Below are 15,630 nucleotides of genomic sequence, written 5' to 3'. Positions count from 1 at the left end.
TTTTACAATCTGTATGGTGAAAACAAAGGATACAGCATGACGCGCTATCAACATCTGGCCAATCTCCTGGCAGAACGCATTGAACAAGGGCTGTATCGCAGCGGCGAACGTCTGCCGTCGGTGCGCACGCTGAGCCAGGAGCACGGCGTGAGCATCAGCACCATACAGCAGGCTTATCAAATCCTTGAAAACCTCCAGCTGATTACGCCCCAGCCGCGCTCCGGCTATTTTGTTTCGCAGCGTAAAGCCCAGCCGCCCGTCCCGGCGATGACGCGCCCGGTGCAGCGCCCCGTGGACGTCACCCAGTGGGATGAGGTGATGATGCTGCTGGACGCCCGCGCTGACAAAGAGATGATCTCGTTTGGCGGCGGTTCGCCGGACATTAACCAGCCGAGCCTGAAGCCCCTGTGGCGCGAGATGAGCCGCATCGCGCAGCATAATCCGGGTGAGATGCTGAGTTATGACGTGCTCGACGGGCGCCCGGAGCTGCGCGAGCAGATCGCCCGCCTGATGCTGGACGGCGGCTCCACCGTGGCAGCGAACGAGATTGTCATCACCAACGGCTGCCACGGCGCGCTGTCGATTGCCCTGCTCTCGGTGTGTCAACCGGGGGATATCGTGGCGGTGGAGTCGCCGTCGTTTCACGGCACCATGCAGATGTTGCGCGGGTTTAACATCAAGGCGATTGAAATTCCCACCGACCCGGAAACCGGGATCAGCATTGAGGCGCTTGAGCTGGCGCTGGAGCAGTGGCCGATCAAAGCGGTGATTCTGGTGCCCAACTGCAATAACCCGCTCGGGTTTATCATGCCGGAAGCGCGGAAAAAGCAGGTTTTAGCCCTCGCCCAGCGGCACGACATTGTGATTGTTGAAGATGATATCTACGGCGAGCTGGCGGCGGAGTACCCGCGTCCGCGAACCATTCATTCGATGGATATCGACGGCCGGGTGATCCTCTGCAGCTCGTTTACCAAAACCGTGGCACCGGGTCTGCGCGTGGGCTGGATTGTGCCGGGACGCTATTACGACCGGGTGATGCACATGAAATACGCCGCGGGCGGGTTTAACGTACCGGGCACGCAGATGGCGGTGGCGGCGTTCATTCGCGACGGCCATTACCATCGCCACGTCCGCCGTATGCGCCAGATTTATCAGCAGAATATGGAAACCTATACCTGCTGGGTACGGCAGTATTTTCCGGCAGGGATTTGCGTGACCCGCCCGCAGGGCAGCTTCCTGCTGTGGGTTGAGCTGCCGGAGAAGGTGGATATGGTGTGCGTCAGCAAGCAGCTGTGTCGGCTGAAGATCCAGGCCGCAGCCGGGTCGCTGTTTTCCGCTTCAGGGAAGTACCGCAACTGCCTGCGCATCAACGTGGCGCTGCCGCCGACGGACAAAAATCGCGAGGCATTGAAGAAGATGGGTGAAGCGATTGTGATTGCGATGGAGGAGGGCTAGTGCGGCCTGATGCCCTCACCCCGACCCTCTCCCACAGGGAGAGGGAGAAAACCGTGCCGCACTACTCGTCGAAGTACCAGTACCCCTGGTTAATCAGCCCGGTGAGCTCTTCAACAAACGCCGGGTTTTTCAGCGCATCGCCCAGCTCGGCCTGGCCGAGTTCGGTGTAGCGGCACAGCGCATCCGCGGCCTTCGCATCCACCGTCTCAAGCTGTTCGCTGTTAATGAAGAAGCTGCCGTTAATATTCAGCACGCGCAGGCCGCTCAGGCGAGACAGCGTTTCGCCGCCCTGAAGCGCATCCAGCACCTCTTCCGGCACATACGGTGGCTCGGCGGCGGCAATATCCAGCTCGTGGCGCGGCGTCGAGACAAAGCTGCCGAACCATTTCGTGAAATCATCCGGCTTGCTGATCATCTCGATCATCATCTGACGAATGCGATCGAGCTCGTACTGCTCCACGCGGCCCGGGTGTTCACGACAGGTCAGATCCGGATCGCTATAGTGCTCGCCGCCCAGATCGTTTTCCAGCGCGTAATCGGCGAAGCTGCTGATCAGATCGCGACCGTTCGGCCCGCGGAAGCCGACGGAGTAGTTGAGCGCCGTTTCGTGGGTAAAGCCGTCGTGCGGGAATCCTGGTGGAATGTAGAGGATATCGCCCGGCGCAAGATCTTCGTCGATGATCGGCTCAAACGGATCGACATGCAGCAGTGCCGGATGCGGGCAGAACTGACGCATCGGCAGCTTGTCCCCCACGCGCCAGCGGCGGCTGCCCATCCCCTGAATGATAAACACATCGTACTGATCGATATGCGGACCCACGCCGCCGCCCGGCACGGAGAAGGAGATCATCAGATCGTCAAGTCGCCAGTCCGGCAGAACGCGGAACGGACGCACCAGTTCCGCCGCGGGCATATGCCAATGGTTCACCGCCTGCGCCAGCAGCGACCAGCCCGTTTCGCCCAGATCGTCAAAGTGTTCAAACGGACCATTACTGGCCTGCCATTTGCCGTTAGCGTGGCTCACCAGACGACTGTCGACTTCCGGCTCCATCGCCAGACCTGCCAGCTCGTCCGGGGTAATCGGATCGACAAAATTCGGGAAGGCATTTTTCAGCACTACGGGTTGTTTTTGCCAGTATTTTTCGAGAAATTCCGGCCAGTTCAGGTTCAGTTGATACGCCATGGGTAGCACCAGTGAGAGGGGAAACAGGCGCGATTATAGGGGAGACGGTGGAGGGGGAACTTGTCATGGGTCAAACCAGCTCGCGTAGGTCGGGTAAGGCATTGCCGTCACCCGACGCAATACGGCGCTAAAACTTAGTCCAGCTTCAGTTCGTCATAGTGGGTAATCAGCTTGCCCACAATGCCGTAGTCCAGCGCTTCTGCCGGCGACATCCAGAAGTTGCGGTCGGTGTCTTTTTTCACTTTCTCCAGCGGCTGGCCGGTGGCGTCAGCAATCAGCTTGTTCACGCGATCCAGCATGCGGATGATCTCGCGCGCTTCGATCTCAATATCCGTTGCCTGACCGCGCACGCCGCCCAGCGGCTGGTGGATCATAAAGCGGGTATTAGGCAGGGAATAACGGTGCTCTTTTTTCGCCGCCAGGAAGATGGTGATCCCCGCGCTCGCCACCCAACCGGTACCGATGACGTGCACTTCCGGACGGATGAATTTGATAAAGTCGTGGATGGTGTCACCCGCTTCCACGTGGCCGCCCTGGCTGTTGATATACAGCTTGATCGGATCGTTGCTGACGCTTTGCAGCAGGATCATCTGGGTGATCACCTTCTGCGCCAGCTCCTGGTTGATCTCCCCGGAGATCACAATCGAACGGGATTCCAGCAGTTTTTGCTGCAGAGCGCCCGCGCCGTTTGACCCTTCCGCCTTATCCTTGTCGCTTTCTTTCAGTGTGTAGAGCATTGTTGTTTCCTCAGCTTGTCGCGCTCAAAACCAGAGTGTAGCCTGTTTTACGGGGTAAAGTCCTCAGAGACAGATCGCGAGAACGATGATGAAACGTGCGCAGGCAAACGGCACGCCAGTCGACAACCGTTCGCTATACTTCCTCTTCATACGGTTATCATATTGTTAAATGATAATGATATTTAATGTGTTAAGATGAAAGTCAGCAGAAACAGTCTCTTACATGACGGGACGTGTATATTTTCTCGACAGTTAACTCAGCACCGGGGCAGTGAATGGAACACATTGTGTATGTGGTTGACGACGATGACGCGGTCAGGCAGTCCGTTCTCGGCCTGCTGGAATCGGCGGATTTAGACGCCATGGGGTTTTCATCAGCAGAGGCGTTTCTTCAGCACCGTTTTGAGGATCTGCCGTCGTGTGTGATCCTCGATATGCAAATGCCCGCCATTTCAGGTTTTGACGTAGCGGACGCCCTCAAGGACAGCGGGCGCGACATCCCGATTATTTTTCTCACCGGCCACGGCACTATCCCGATGTCGGTGCGCGCCATTAAAGGCGGCGCGTACGAATTTCTCACCAAGCCCGTTGAATCCACCGCGCTGATCGACGCCATTCAGTCTGCGCTCCAGCTGGCGGAAAACAACGCCGTGCGCAACAAAGAGCACTACGCCCTGAAGCAGCGCCACATGTCCCTTACGCCACGGGAACATGAGGTGTTAACACTGGCGATAAGCGGGATGCTGAACAAGCAAATTGCCGCCGAGCTTGGCGTCAGCGAGATCACGGTGAAAGTGCATCGCCGTCGCGTAATGGAAAAAATGCAGGTGCGCTCCGTGGCGGAGCTGGTCAGGGCCGTTGAGCGCCTGACCCACAGCCAGCCTTCGGATTAACTACTCCCCTGCCTGCCCGGCAAGCGGTAACACAAACGCAAACACCGTGCCGTGTGGCTCCCGGCGGCGCGCGCTCAGTTTTCCTCTGTGTCGCTCAATGATGCTGGCGCTGATGGTCAGCCCCATCCCCATTCCCTGCGCCTTGGTGGAATAGAACGAGTCAAAAATCTTCTCCAGCCGCTCGGGCTCAATGCCGCTGCCGGTATCGGCGATCTCGACGATAACGTTCCCGTCGGCGTTGCCGGTGCTGAGCGTGATGATGCAGGGGCGATCGTTAACCTCCGCCATGGCCTCAACGGCGTTCATCACCAGATTCAGCAGCACCTGCTGGATCTGCACGCTGTCCCCGGTGATAAAGCTGTCACCGGCGTTTAACAGATAATCCACGCTGATGTGTCTCTGCTCCAGCTCGCTGCGGGAAAGGGTAATAATGTGGTGGATCAGATAGTGGAGATCGATACGCGCGAAGGTCGGATCCTGCTTGCGGGTCAGGGACTGAATGCTGCGGATGATCTCCCCCGCCCGGGCACCTTCCGCGGCGATCTCCTCCAGCCCTTCCCGCACTTTATCCAGCCGGGCGGGTTCACGGTTAAGCCAGCGCAGGCTTGCCCCGGCGTTAGAGACGATCGACATCAGCGGCTGGTTGATCTCGTGGGCGATGGAAGAGGTTAACTGACCGACCGTGGTGGCACGCGACACCCGCGCCAGTTCCGCCTGCGCCACCCGCATGGCATCCTCTGCGGCGCGCTGACTGGTGATATCGGTAATGATGCCGTAATACTCGTTCACCTCACTGCCCACGCCCACCGGATCGCCAATCCCGAGGATATAGCGCGTGGAACCGTCGGTACGCTTAATACGAAACTCCGCGCGCATAGAGAGCCCCTCGCGCACGCTCTGGGTGACAATGGCGCTGATGCGGGCGTAATCATCCTCATGGACGAAGGTCAAAAACTCCGCCATGGAGATCATCTTTTGCTGCTCGGGCAGGCCGAGAATACGGGCGTACTCTTCGGACATAAACATCAGATCCTGCTCCAGCTCCCAGCGCCAGCTACCGGTGTGGCTGATCTGCTCACCCAGCATCAGCGAGTTCTGGCTGGCGCGCAGCTCTTTTTCCACGCGTCGGCGCTGGATGTTCTCCGCCAGCAGTTCGGCGTACAGACGCGCCGTCTCCAGAGAGACCGCAGCCTGCGCCCCCAGCAGGCTCACCACGCGAGAGTGCTCGGCGGTGAAGACCTCCGGCATCAGGCGGTTTTCCAGATAGAGCACCCCCACCAGCCGCGCCTGTTTGAACATAGGAACGCACATCACGGCCGCCCCCGAGGTCACCAGGTAGGGATCCTGACTGAAGGGATGGAACTCCTCCGGTTTACCGGTGCGGATCTCCTGTCCGGTGCGGATCACCGCCGCCAGCACCGACAGCGGCATGTCGGTCGCTACCGGTACGTCCTTCAGGATCCGCACCCGCACGCCATCGGTGCTGGTCCACGCGCTGGCTTCGATCTCCGGAATCAGGTTATCGCTCACGCGAAGCAGCAGGCCGCGCTGCGCCCCGGCACGTTCGAGCAGCAGCGTCATCAGGTTTTCGATGAGCCGCTCAAGGTTGATCTCTTCCGACAGGGCGCGTGAGGCTTTGATCACGCTCTGCAAATCGCGGATCACTTCATTCTGGGCAAACGCTACCGTGTCATAGGCGCTGGCCTGTCCAGAGGCCAGCAGATGCGGGAAATCCTGCTCCAGCTGGCGCACCTTAGCCTGTGCCCCGGCACGGCCCCAGGCGGCAATGGCGCCGCGAAAATGCGCATCTGACGCGGTCGGGTAACCGCAGGACAGCGAAAAGCGACCCGCCAGCTCGTGCGCCAGGGCGTTAATCGGATTAAAGCCGCCCTCGCGTGACAGCCGGACCGCTTTCTCATACTGCTCAAGCGCAATGCTGTTCATGCCGTCCAGACGCACGATTTCGGCGTAAATCAGCGCTTCTTTATCCGCAAACGTCCCCGGATTAATGCGCGCCCAGAGGGCAATTTTGTCGTAGTGAGCGTGAATACTGCGTCGATGATTCGCCGAGAACGTCTCCGGCGTTAGCTGGCGGGAAAGCGCCAGGGCGCTGTAGAGATGGTAATCCAGCAGATGGATATGGCCAGGCGCAGACCACGCGTACCAGCCCGCCATCTCAAGATCCGCCTGCGCATCGGCAAATTCGCCGCAGGTAAAGTGCGCCATACCGCGATAGAGCCAGTACCAGAACAGCATGGTCGACGTCTGTTCCGGAGCCTGCTCTGGCGAAGCAGGCAGCAGCGCCTCCGGCAGCACCTGCGAGGCGGTCCAGGTGCCGATCACCGGCGTGCGTAAAAACTCAACGTAGCCGCGCTGAACCATCAAAATGGTCTCAACGTCCTGGAAGTGGGTTTTCCGCACAAAGGCCAGGCCGCGATCGATGCTGGTCAGCACCCCGTCGAGATGATCGCCCCGAGAGAGGAAGTTAATGGCCTGGTGGCAGGCCGCGAAGCAGGCCATCGTCATATCACCGTGGGTCACCGCCGCGGTGAAGCAGGCTTTTGCGCACTCAATGGTGAACGACAGCGGCTGAGTCCAGACGCTGAGCTGATCGAGCGGCAGCAGGGTTTTCGCTTCATACGCATCGTAGCCGTGGCGATTGACCAGCTCGCGGGCCAGCGTGCCGTACTGGAACCCGAGGCGATACTCGGCATAGCGGTGGCCGATCAACACGCCAAACCAGGCCATCGCCGTGGTGGAGGCGCCGGTGATGCCGTGGTCGAGGGTCAGGTGCATCATGCGGCAGAGCAGCAAAAAGTGCAGACGCGGACAGATGAAGCTGGCGCAAATGCTGGCGCTGTAGAGCAGGTTCATTACCGCTTCCGTTTCCGGATTTTCCATCCGCGAGAGCTGGGCATAGCGGCTTTGCGGCGCGTCGCCCGTGCGGTTACAGAAGTCTTTCCAGGCAGCATCGCAGTCGGCATCTTCCGGATGGCGGCCAATCTGAATACCAAAAATACCCAGCCAGCAGAGCGCCGCCTCCAGCGCCAGACGGCTATCCGACTGGCGAATATAGACTTCCACCAGCAGGTTGGCCGCCAGCGCTTTTTCGGTCAGCCCGCCGGGGCAGCCCAGGATCGCATCGCACAGCTCGCGGGTCCGCTCCAGATGGCCGAGCGCAAACTCGCAGCCCGCCTCTTCAATATCCAGCACAAAGTCTGACACCACCCCGGCATTGCCCAGCGCTCTCGCCGTCTGGATGTAGCTCAGTGCCGAAAGATAATCGCCCGTGCGTTTCGCCCGGCGCGCGGCCAGCAGGCTCAGCTCGCGGAACATCTGCCGCTGCGGAGCGGGCTGAATGCTGTCCAGTGCGGCCGTAACATGGTGAACGGCGCGGAAAAGCAGTTCGTTTCCCGCAGCCTGCCGCGCGGCATCGGCCAGCAGGCTGGCGGTGGTCAGATGAAGGTGGCTTTTCTCATGCGGATCCAGCAGCGCGAAGGCGGCTTCCTGCACCCTGTCGTGGGTGAAGGCGTACTCTTTTTCCGTCAGCACGATGAGCTGCGCCATGACCGCCGGATGGAGCGCATAGCGCATTTCCGCCATCGACATGCCGACAACGCGGCATATCATCTCCATCTCGCCCTTGCCGCCGAGGCAGGCAAAACTCCCCAGCAGGCGACGCGTCTCGTCGGGCAACTCTTCGAGCTGCTCCAGCACCAGGGTGACGACGTTTTCGGTGTAATGCCGGGCGCGAATCGCCTGCAGATCGTAGTGCCACTTATCCTGATATTTGTTATGCACCACCAGCCCGTCATCAACAATGCGGCGGAAAAACTCATGCACAAAGAGCGGGTTGCCCCCGGTTTTTTCATGGATCAGCGTGGCGAGGTCAGACGTCGCCGTGCTGCGGGTTCGAAACAGCGTCGCCAGCCAGCGCGCTACCGCTTTCACGGACAGCGCCTGAGGGACAATTTCGCTCGCGTTTAGCGCCGCTTCCGGAAGACTCGTCAGCAGCGCTTGTAAAGTGGCATCGGATAACGAACAGATATCCCGGTAAGCAACCACCACCAGCAGCGGGATTGCCCCGCTGTTCACCAGCAGGTATTTGAGCGTATGCAGGCTGGCGGCGTCGCTCCACTGAAGATCGTCAAGCACCAGCACCAGCGGGCAGCCCTGAGAGGCAAAGGTTTTGACCAGCGCCAGCACCATATGGCTGAAGCGCGCCCGGGCATCAATGGAAAACGTATCCGGCGAGAAGCGCGGTTTGCTCTCAAGCAGCAGCCCCAGTTCAGGCACAAGACTGACAGCGAGCGCCTCGTGGCCCTCCAGCGCGCGCGAGAGGCGGATTTTCCACTTCGCCACGTCGTCTGAGGGCAGCCCCAGCAGGTGCAACGTCAGGGTGCGAAACGCGGAACTTAGCACGCCGTAAGGCAGTGACGGCGAAAACTGGTCCACCTTGCCTACCGCCAGCAGCACCGTACGCTGCTGCAGCGTTTTAAGCGCCGTCGCGATGATCGAGGATTTCCCGATCCCTGACGGTCCGCCGATCGTTACCAGCTCTGGCACCCGGCTCTGCCCGACCCGCTCAAACGCGGCAATGACGTCATTCGCCTGCGGATGCGTCGCGAACAGGGAATCCGCCAGATGGATCGCCGGGGTGCGATCCTGCTGACCGGGAGTAAAGGGGGCGATCTCGCCCTCACCGGTCAACGTCGCCTGGCAGCGTCGCAGGTCGGCAATCAGCCCGTCCACCGTCTGATAGCGGTTATCAGGATGCTTTTCCAGCAGCTTGAGGAGGATGGTCGAGAGCATTCCCGGCACGTCCGGGCGTATCACGTCCGGGGCCAGCGGCTCCGAGGCAATATGGTAGTGTGCCCAGTTGGTCTGATCGTCCGCGCCCAGTTCAAACGGCAGGCGCCCGGTCAGAAGTTCATACAGCACCATGCCGAGGCTGTAGAGATCGCTGCGGCTGTCGACGGGGCGACGGGTGCGGGTGGTATGTTCCGGCGACATCCAGGCGGGGGTACCGCCTGAAACGGTAAGACGGGTCTGCGAGAAGGCATCGGAAAAACGGCAGGAGAGGCCAAAGCTGCCCAGACGGCAGGTGGCATCGTGATAAACAAAAATACTGCCGGGTTTGATATCGCCGTGGATCAGGTTTTGCAGATGCATCTGGCGCAGGGGGACGCAGATCTGGATCGCCAGCTCGATAAAGCGCGCAATCCCGGAGATCGCCCTGCCCGCGCGTCGCGCCAGCAGCTCAAACGAAAACGGGGCGTAAACCAGCGCGAAACGCCCCCGGTACTGGGTAGAGGCGACGGCGCGAATGGCCCAGCTGTCATGGAGCACGTCGCGCAGCGCAAACTCGTTTTTCAGCAGCCGGGTGGCCCGCTCTTCCTCTTCGTCGCTCACCGCGGTGGCAATGATGAAGGAGCCGCCGGAATGGGGATGACGTGCGTTCATCCAGGCGATGCCGCCCTCCTGCGCCAGCACGGTAAAAATCACATCCTCTTTAAGGACAAAAACCCGCCCCTGATGAAGATTTCCCTGGGCGGGCCAGAATGCAGGCTGCTCGTTTTCGTTCATCCGCGATCCTTATTGTCGGCGGGCCAGCTCCCGCTGAATATGATCCAGCAGAATATCGATGTTAATCGGCTTACGCAAAAATGCAGCGGCGCCCAGACTGAGGGCGTACCGCTGCATATTTTCATCAGCATGACCGGAGATAAAGAGTACAGGGGGTGGCGGTACGGCCAGCAGCCGCAGCTTGTCGAACAGCTCAAGGCCGCTCATGCCTCGCAGCTTGATATCGGTGATCACCAGCGCCGCGCCGGACAGCGCGAGAGGATGGCTCAGAAACCCCTCAGCCGAATCAAACGTATCGGTCGAATACCCTTCCGACTCCAGGAGATTACTCAACCCGCTGCGGACGGAACGTTCGTCATCAATGATGGCAATGCGCCACGGCAGCGTCATGCGGTCTTTCCTCTCACAAATCATTAAACGTCGCGCGTGTCCTTCGCGGGCGCCGGGGGCGCCGTGCCGCTGATTTTCGGTACGCATTCGTGACGAAACCAGGCGAGGGTCAGCGGTTCGCGACTCATTAAGCGTCGTCCCACCGGGATGAGCTGCTCCCCCACCAGCATGCCAAACAGGCCAAGCAGGGCGACAACCGGCGGTGCCGGCGAATGGACGTCGAGCAGAGCGTAAATTACCCCAGCTACCACGCCGCACACCAGCGAAATAATCCATGCTTTCATGATGATGCTCCTGTCTGCGGTGCTGCCGGAACGGTGACCTGTGCAGGCGCACTGTCGCGGGATAACAGATGCCGCGTCGCCTGTTCACCCGCCAGCATCCCCAGCAGGCCAATCAACGCCAGCGCGGGCGGCGCGGGGGAGCGCACCTTCAGCACGGCATACATCAGGCCAATCAACACGCCTGCCGCAAGGGATATCAGCCCAGTACTCATTGTGAACTCCAGAGAAAAAAGCAGCGGCGAGCCGGATGAGGGACCAGCCCGCCGACAGGGCTTAGCGAGCCGGGACCGGCGCTAAGGTGCGGTGCTCGCTCTTCTGGCGAGACGGCGCTTTGTGCACCATGGTGTAGGCGTAATCGACGCCCATGCCGTACGCGCCGGAGTGCTCGCGCACGATATCCATTACCGCGGTGTAGGTCTCTTTACGCGCCCAGTCGCGCTGCCACTCCAGCATGACCTGCTGCCAGGTCACCGGGATCACGCCCGCCTGGATCATGCGCTGCATCGCGAAGTCGTGGGCTTCTTTTGACGTGCCGCCGGAGGCATCCGCCACCATGTAAATTTCATAATCGCCTTCCAGCATCGCGCACAGGGCAAAGCTGTTGTTGCACACTTCGGTCCACAGACCTGCTACCACCACCTTCTTCTTGCCGTTGGCCTTCAGCGCGTCACGCACTTTCTGGTCGTCCCAGGAGTTCATGGAGGTACGCTCCAGAATGTCCTGGCCCGGGAACACGTCCAGCAGTTCCGGATAGGTGTTACCGGAGAAGCTTTCGGTCTCTACGGTGGTGATGATGGTCGGGATATTGAAGACTTTCGCCGCTTTCGCCAGCGCCACGGTGTTATTTTTCAGCACCTGGCGGTCAATAGACTGCACGCCAAACGCCATCTGTGGCTGGTGATCGATAAAGATTATCTGACAGTTCGCAGGGGTTAACACTTCGAGCTTTGAAGAGGTCATAGCATTTTCCAGTGGTTAAGGGGAGAAATCGCCGTGAGCGCACGGCGATAAAGTCACCCTCATCCTGCGGTTTATCGCCCCTGGGCGTAATTATCTCTTCGTATAGTTAACCTTAGGTATAGTTATACTTTGGTATACCTATCCTATTGTATAACTGGATCTTTGCCGAAACCGGTTCCCATAATCCTGACCATTCCCCTCTCAGTCAGGAGCAGTTATGGTTACCCTCGGTAAAGCCGATCTCATTCTGGTTAATGGCCAGTTTCATACCGTCGATCGCGAGAACCCCATCGCGGAAGCCGTTGCCGTGCGCGATGGAAAATTTCTGGAAGTGGGTACCGTCGCTGAGGTGATGCAACATCATTGCGACGGTACGAAAGTGGTCGATTTGAAAGGCCACACCGCCATCCCCGGGCTGAACGATTCACACCTGCACCTCATTCGCGGCGGGCTGAACTACAACCTCGAGCTGCGCTGGGAAGGCGTGCCGTCGCTGGCCGATGCCCTGCGGATGCTGAAAGAGCAGGCCCTGCGCACGCCATCGCCGCAGTGGGTACGCGTGGTGGGCGGCTGGACCGAGTTCCAGTTTGCCGAACGCCGCATGCCGACGCTGGACGAGATCAACGCCGCCGCCCCGGACACCCCGGTTTTCATCCTGCACCTCTATGACCGCGCCCTGCTCAACCGCGCCGCGCTGAAGGTGGTCGGCTATACCAAAGACACGCCGAACCCGCCGGGCGGCGAGATCCAGCGCGACGCCAACGGCAACCCAACCGGGATGCTGATTGCGCGCCCGAACGCCATGATCCTCTACGCCACGCTGGCCAAAGGACCGAAGCTGCCGCTGGAGCAGCAGGTTAACTCCACCCGTCAGTTCATGCGCGAGCTGAACCGTCTGGGGCTGACCAGCGCCATCGACGCGGGCGGCGGCTTCCAGAACTACCCGGAAGATTACGAGGTGATTGCCGAGCTGCACGAGAAAAAGCAGATGACCATCCGCATCGCCTACAACCTGTTTACCCAGCGTCCGGGCCACGAGCTGGAGGACTTTGAGAAATGGACCGACATGCTCACGCCGGGCCAGGGCAGCGACTTCTTCCGCCATAACGGCGCGGGCGAGATGCTGGTCTTCTCCGCCGCCGATTTTGAAGATTTCCTCGAACCTCGCCCGGATCTCGCGCCGGGCATGGAGGACGAGCTGGAGCGCGTGGTGCGCCATCTGGTGGAGCACCGCTGGCCGTTCCGCCTGCACGCCACCTATAACGAATCCATCAGCCGCATGCTGGACGTCTTCGAGAAGGTGAACCGCGACATTCCGTTCAACGGCCTGCACTGGTTCTTTGACCACGCGGAAACCGTCACCCAGGCCAACATCGACCGCATCAAAGCGCTCGGGGGCGGCATTGCCGTCCAGCACCGTATGGCCTTCCAGGGCGAGTACTTTGCCGAACGTTACGGCATCGAAGCCACCCGCCATACACCGCCGGTGGCGAAAATGCTGGAGACCGGCGTACCGGTGGGCTTAGGTACGGACGCCACCCGCGTGGCGAGCTACAACCCGTGGATCGCGCTCTACTGGCTGGTCTCCGGCCGTACCGTCGGCGGGATGCAGATGTACGACCACAGCGCCCGTCTGGATCGCGATACCGCCCTGATGCTCTGGACCCAGGGCAGCGCGTGGTTCTCCAGCGAGCAGAATCAGAAGGGGCAGATCAAGGTCGGCCAGCTCGCCGACCTGGCCGTACTCAGCAAAGACTACTTCCGCGTGCCGGAAGAGGAGATCAAGGGCATCGAGTCCGTCCTGACGGTGGTCAACGGCGATATCGTCTACGCGGCAGGCACCTTTGGCCCGCTCGCGCCGCCCGCCATTCCGGTTCTGCCCGACTGGTCCCCGGTCGTGAAAGTACCGGGCCACTACCGCAGCGCGCCGCCGCAGGCCGCACGCGTGGGCATGAGCGCCGTTCACCACTGCAGCGGCCCGTGCGGGGTTCACAGCCACCAGCATGATTTTGCCCGCACGTCAGAAATACCGGTGTCCGACGATAACGCTTTCTGGGGGGCGCTGGGCTGCAGCTGCTTTGCATTCTGATGAAAAACACGCTTGCTCCGCCCCGGGTTGACCTGGGGCTGTTCTTCCTGCGCCTGACCGGCAGCCTGCTGCTGCTGTACGTGCACGGCCTGCCAAAGGTACTGCACTTCAGTGAAGAGCTGACGCGTATTGAAGATCCGTTCGGCTTCGGGCCCTATGCCAGCCTGATCCCGGCCATCGTCGCCGAGGTAATTTGCCCGCTGTTTATCATTGCGGGCGTGTATACCCGCCTGGCGTGCCTGCCGATTATCGCCGTGCTGCTGGTGGCGATGCTGGCGGTGCACCCGAACTGGTCGATTGCCGAAGGGCAGTTTGGCTGGCTGCTGCTGATTATCTTCACCACCCTTGCCCTCACCGGGCCGGGCCAGTGGCGATTGCAGCGTAAGGCAGCGGAGAGGTTCGCATGACCCAGGTTAACGACGTTCGCGACGCACACGTCGAGACGACGCACACATCAACGGTTTCGCCCTGGCAGCCGCTAAGCCAGCCGGTGTTCAGGATGCTGTGGATCGCCACGGTGGTCTCTAACGTCGGCTCATGGATGAGCGACGTCGGCATCAACTGGAGCATGCTGACCCTGAGCGCCGATCCGCTGGACATCGCGCTGGTGCAGGCGGCCAGCAGCCTGCCGATGTTCCTCTTCGCCCTGCCGTCCGGGGTAATGGCGGATATCGTCGATCGGCGTAAATACCTGCTCTTCTCCCAGCTGTGGGTGTTTATCGCCGCCGCCGGGCTGACGGTGCTCTCCTTCACCGGACACGTCACCCCCGCCGTTCTGCTGGTGGCGACGTTTCTGCTGAGCGTCGGCGCGGCGATGAGCTCGCCGCCGTTTCAGGCCGTGGTGCCGGACCTGGTGAGCAAGCCCGAGCTGGGTGCCGCCGTGGCGCTGAACTCGCTCGGGGTAAACATCAGCCGGGCGATTGGTCCCGCGCTGGGTGGTTTTCTGCTGTCGCTCGCCGGGCCGTGGATGGTGTTTGCCCTGAACGCGCTGTCCGTGGTCGGTGTGGCGTGGGTGCTGTGGCGCTGGCGTCAGGCCCCGACCATGCAGCGTCTGCCGCCGGAGCATTTCTTCTCGGCGGTGCGATCCGGCATTCGCTACGTGCACGCCGCGCCGGTGCTGCGCAACGTGCTGGTGCGCACCGTGGCCTTCTTCGTTTTCGGCAGCGCGGGCTGGGCGTTACTGCCGCTGGTGGCGCGCCGCGAGCTGGGCTTAGGCCCGGCGGGTTACGGCGTAATGCTGGCGTGCATTGGCCTGGGGGCGATTGCCGGTGCGATTCTGCTGCCGCGCCTGCGCCAGCGGCTGAATGCCGACCGCCTGATGGTGGCCGCCAGCCTGACCTTTGCCCTTACCATGCTGGCGCTGGCGTTTGTGCGCCACGTCTGGCTGCTTAACCTGTTTGAGTTTTTCACCGGCTTCGCGTGGATTGCGGTGCTCTCCACCCTCAATCTCGGCGCACAGCGCAGCGCCGCCCGCTGGGTGAAGGCCCGCGCGCTGGCGGTGTATCTGACGGTGTTCTTCGGCTCGATGACCGCGGGCAGCGCCCTCTGGGGGCAGATCGCCTCCCGGTTCGGTACCCCAACCTCGCTGCTTGTCGCCACGCTGGGGATGGTGCTGGCGAGCGCGACGGTGTTCCGCTGGAAGCTGGAGAAAGATCCGGACCTGAACCTCGACCTGAGCGGTCAGCCGCTGGACGGCGTGGAGATTGACCTGCCGAACGAACGCGGCCCGGTGCTGGTCTCGCACGAGTACCTCATCGACCCGCAACACGCCAAAGCCTTCCTGGAGACGGTCCACGAGCTGCGTCGGGTGCGCCGCCGCGCCGGGGCGATGAGCTGGGCGGTATATGAAGATATCGAGCGCCCCGGTCTGTTTATCGAGACCTTCCTGATGGGCTCGTGGATTGAGCATCTGCGGCAGCAGGAGCGCCACACCATGAATGACCTCCTGCTGCAGAGCCGCGTTCTGGCTTTTCATCAGGGCACAACCTCACCGGCTATTCGCTACCTGGTCGCGCCGGTATAACCATAACCATCACCTGTACAGGAACACACT

Annotated in this window: 12 protein-coding genes; 5 read left to right on the top strand and 7 right to left on the bottom strand. The window is 60.9% G+C overall.

All coding sequences use genetic code 11. The annotated features are described in order from the left end of the window. Positions 1-36 precede the first annotated feature (36 nt). On the top strand, positions 37-1,455 hold the full coding sequence (locus BFV64_RS02525) for an aminotransferase-like domain-containing protein (RefSeq protein WP_069601670.1): 1,419 nt from the start codon (positions 37-39) through the stop codon (positions 1,453-1,455). A 61-nt stretch (positions 1,456-1,516) separates the two neighbouring features. Here BFV64_RS02525 and BFV64_RS02520 read toward each other — a convergent pair whose 3' ends face one another. Together BFV64_RS02520 and BFV64_RS02515 are read right to left on the bottom strand one after the other, a co-directional pair. Further along, entirely contained in the window at positions 1,517-2,638 is a 1,122-nt protein-coding gene (locus BFV64_RS02520) for a ribosomal protein uL16 3-hydroxylase (RefSeq protein WP_023331930.1), read from the bottom strand. Between the two features lie 134 nt (positions 2,639-2,772). Then, a complete protein-coding gene (locus tag BFV64_RS02515) occupies positions 2,773-3,375 on the bottom strand; it encodes an ATP-dependent Clp protease proteolytic subunit (protein ID WP_014882387.1) in 603 nt (200 codons plus the stop codon). A 275-nt stretch (positions 3,376-3,650) separates the two neighbouring features. Here BFV64_RS02515 and BFV64_RS02510 point away from each other — a divergent pair, with 275 nt between their 5' ends. Further along, positions 3,651-4,268 (top strand): response regulator transcription factor, encoded by a 618-nt coding sequence (locus BFV64_RS02510; RefSeq protein WP_023338979.1) that lies wholly within the window; start codon positions 3,651-3,653, stop codon positions 4,266-4,268. On the opposite strand, the gene BFV64_RS02505 is transcribed toward BFV64_RS02510, so the two are convergent. The 5 genes from BFV64_RS02505 to BFV64_RS02485 form a co-directional block, all read right to left on the bottom strand. Continuing rightward, entirely contained in the window at positions 4,269-9,854 is a 5,586-nt protein-coding gene (locus BFV64_RS02505; protein WP_069601669.1) for a trifunctional serine/threonine-protein kinase/ATP-binding protein/sensor histidine kinase, read from the bottom strand. A 9-nt stretch (positions 9,855-9,863) separates the two neighbouring features. Beyond that, positions 9,864-10,244 (bottom strand): response regulator transcription factor, encoded by a 381-nt coding sequence (locus BFV64_RS02500; protein ID WP_014882384.1) that lies wholly within the window; start codon positions 10,242-10,244, stop codon positions 9,864-9,866. A gap of 23 nt (positions 10,245-10,267) precedes the next feature. Next, positions 10,268-10,528 (bottom strand): XapX domain-containing protein, encoded by a 261-nt coding sequence (locus BFV64_RS02495; RefSeq protein ID WP_014882383.1) that lies wholly within the window; start codon positions 10,526-10,528, stop codon positions 10,268-10,270. Then, positions 10,525-10,740, bottom strand: a complete 216-nt coding sequence (locus BFV64_RS02490; RefSeq protein WP_014882382.1) for a DUF1427 family protein — start codon at positions 10,738-10,740, stop codon at positions 10,525-10,527. Before BFV64_RS02490 ends, BFV64_RS02495 begins: the two co-directional genes overlap by 4 nt. A gap of 61 nt (positions 10,741-10,801) precedes the next feature. Further along, positions 10,802-11,488, bottom strand: a complete 687-nt coding sequence (locus BFV64_RS02485) for a hydrolase (protein WP_023331928.1) — start codon at positions 11,486-11,488, stop codon at positions 10,802-10,804. A gap of 217 nt (positions 11,489-11,705) precedes the next feature. On the opposite strand from BFV64_RS02485, the gene BFV64_RS02480 reads away from it, so the two are divergent. From BFV64_RS02480 to BFV64_RS02470, 3 genes are read left to right on the top strand one after another with little or no spacing between them, the layout of a single operon-like run. Beyond that, the gene (locus BFV64_RS02480; RefSeq protein WP_069601668.1) at positions 11,706-13,577 is read left to right on the top strand and encodes an amidohydrolase; all 1,872 of its coding nucleotides are present in this window, start codon (positions 11,706-11,708) and stop codon (positions 13,575-13,577) included. Beyond that, on the top strand, positions 13,577-13,984 hold the full coding sequence (locus tag BFV64_RS02475) for a DoxX family protein (RefSeq protein WP_014882379.1): 408 nt from the start codon (positions 13,577-13,579) through the stop codon (positions 13,982-13,984). The genes BFV64_RS02480 and BFV64_RS02475 overlap by 1 nt, the downstream gene beginning before the upstream one ends. Then, a complete protein-coding gene (locus tag BFV64_RS02470; protein WP_069601667.1) occupies positions 13,981-15,600 on the top strand; it encodes an MFS transporter in 1,620 nt (539 codons plus the stop codon). Before BFV64_RS02475 ends, BFV64_RS02470 begins: the two co-directional genes overlap by 4 nt. Positions 15,601-15,630 lie beyond the last annotated feature (30 nt).

Origin of the sequence: Enterobacter kobei (assembly GCF_001729765.1) — a bacterium.
Taxonomy (GTDB): Bacteria; Pseudomonadota; Gammaproteobacteria; order Enterobacterales; family Enterobacteriaceae; genus Enterobacter; species Enterobacter kobei.
This window is presented reverse-complemented; position numbering and strand designations above follow the sequence as displayed.

Excerpts from the sequence above, each read along its gene's own strand:
- BFV64_RS02515 (WP_014882387.1), bottom strand. The coding sequence starts at position 3,375 with ATGCTCTACACACTGAAAGAAAGCGACAAGGATAAGGCGGAAGGGTCA.
- BFV64_RS02520 (WP_023331930.1), bottom strand. The coding sequence starts at position 2,638 with ATGGCGTATCAACTGAACCTGAACTGGCCGGAATTTCTCGAAAAATAC.
- BFV64_RS02480 (WP_069601668.1), top strand. The coding sequence starts at position 11,706 with ATGGTTACCCTCGGTAAAGCCGATCTCATTCTGGTTAATGGCCAGTTT.
- BFV64_RS02510 (WP_023338979.1), top strand. The coding sequence starts at position 3,651 with ATGGAACACATTGTGTATGTGGTTGACGACGATGACGCGGTCAGGCAG.
- BFV64_RS02505 (WP_069601669.1), bottom strand. The coding sequence starts at position 9,854 with ATGAACGAAAACGAGCAGCCTGCATTCTGGCCCGCCCAGGGAAATCTT.
- BFV64_RS02485 (WP_023331928.1), bottom strand. The coding sequence starts at position 11,488 with ATGACCTCTTCAAAGCTCGAAGTGTTAACCCCTGCGAACTGTCAGATA.
- BFV64_RS02470 (WP_069601667.1), top strand. The coding sequence starts at position 13,981 with ATGACCCAGGTTAACGACGTTCGCGACGCACACGTCGAGACGACGCAC.
- BFV64_RS02495 (WP_014882383.1), bottom strand. The coding sequence starts at position 10,528 with ATGAAAGCATGGATTATTTCGCTGGTGTGCGGCGTGGTAGCTGGGGTA.
- BFV64_RS02490 (WP_014882382.1), bottom strand. The coding sequence starts at position 10,740 with ATGAGTACTGGGCTGATATCCCTTGCGGCAGGCGTGTTGATTGGCCTG.
- BFV64_RS02475 (WP_014882379.1), top strand. The coding sequence starts at position 13,577 with ATGAAAAACACGCTTGCTCCGCCCCGGGTTGACCTGGGGCTGTTCTTC.
- BFV64_RS02525 (WP_069601670.1), top strand. The coding sequence starts at position 37 with ATGACGCGCTATCAACATCTGGCCAATCTCCTGGCAGAACGCATTGAA.
- BFV64_RS02500 (WP_014882384.1), bottom strand. The coding sequence starts at position 10,244 with ATGACGCTGCCGTGGCGCATTGCCATCATTGATGACGAACGTTCCGTC.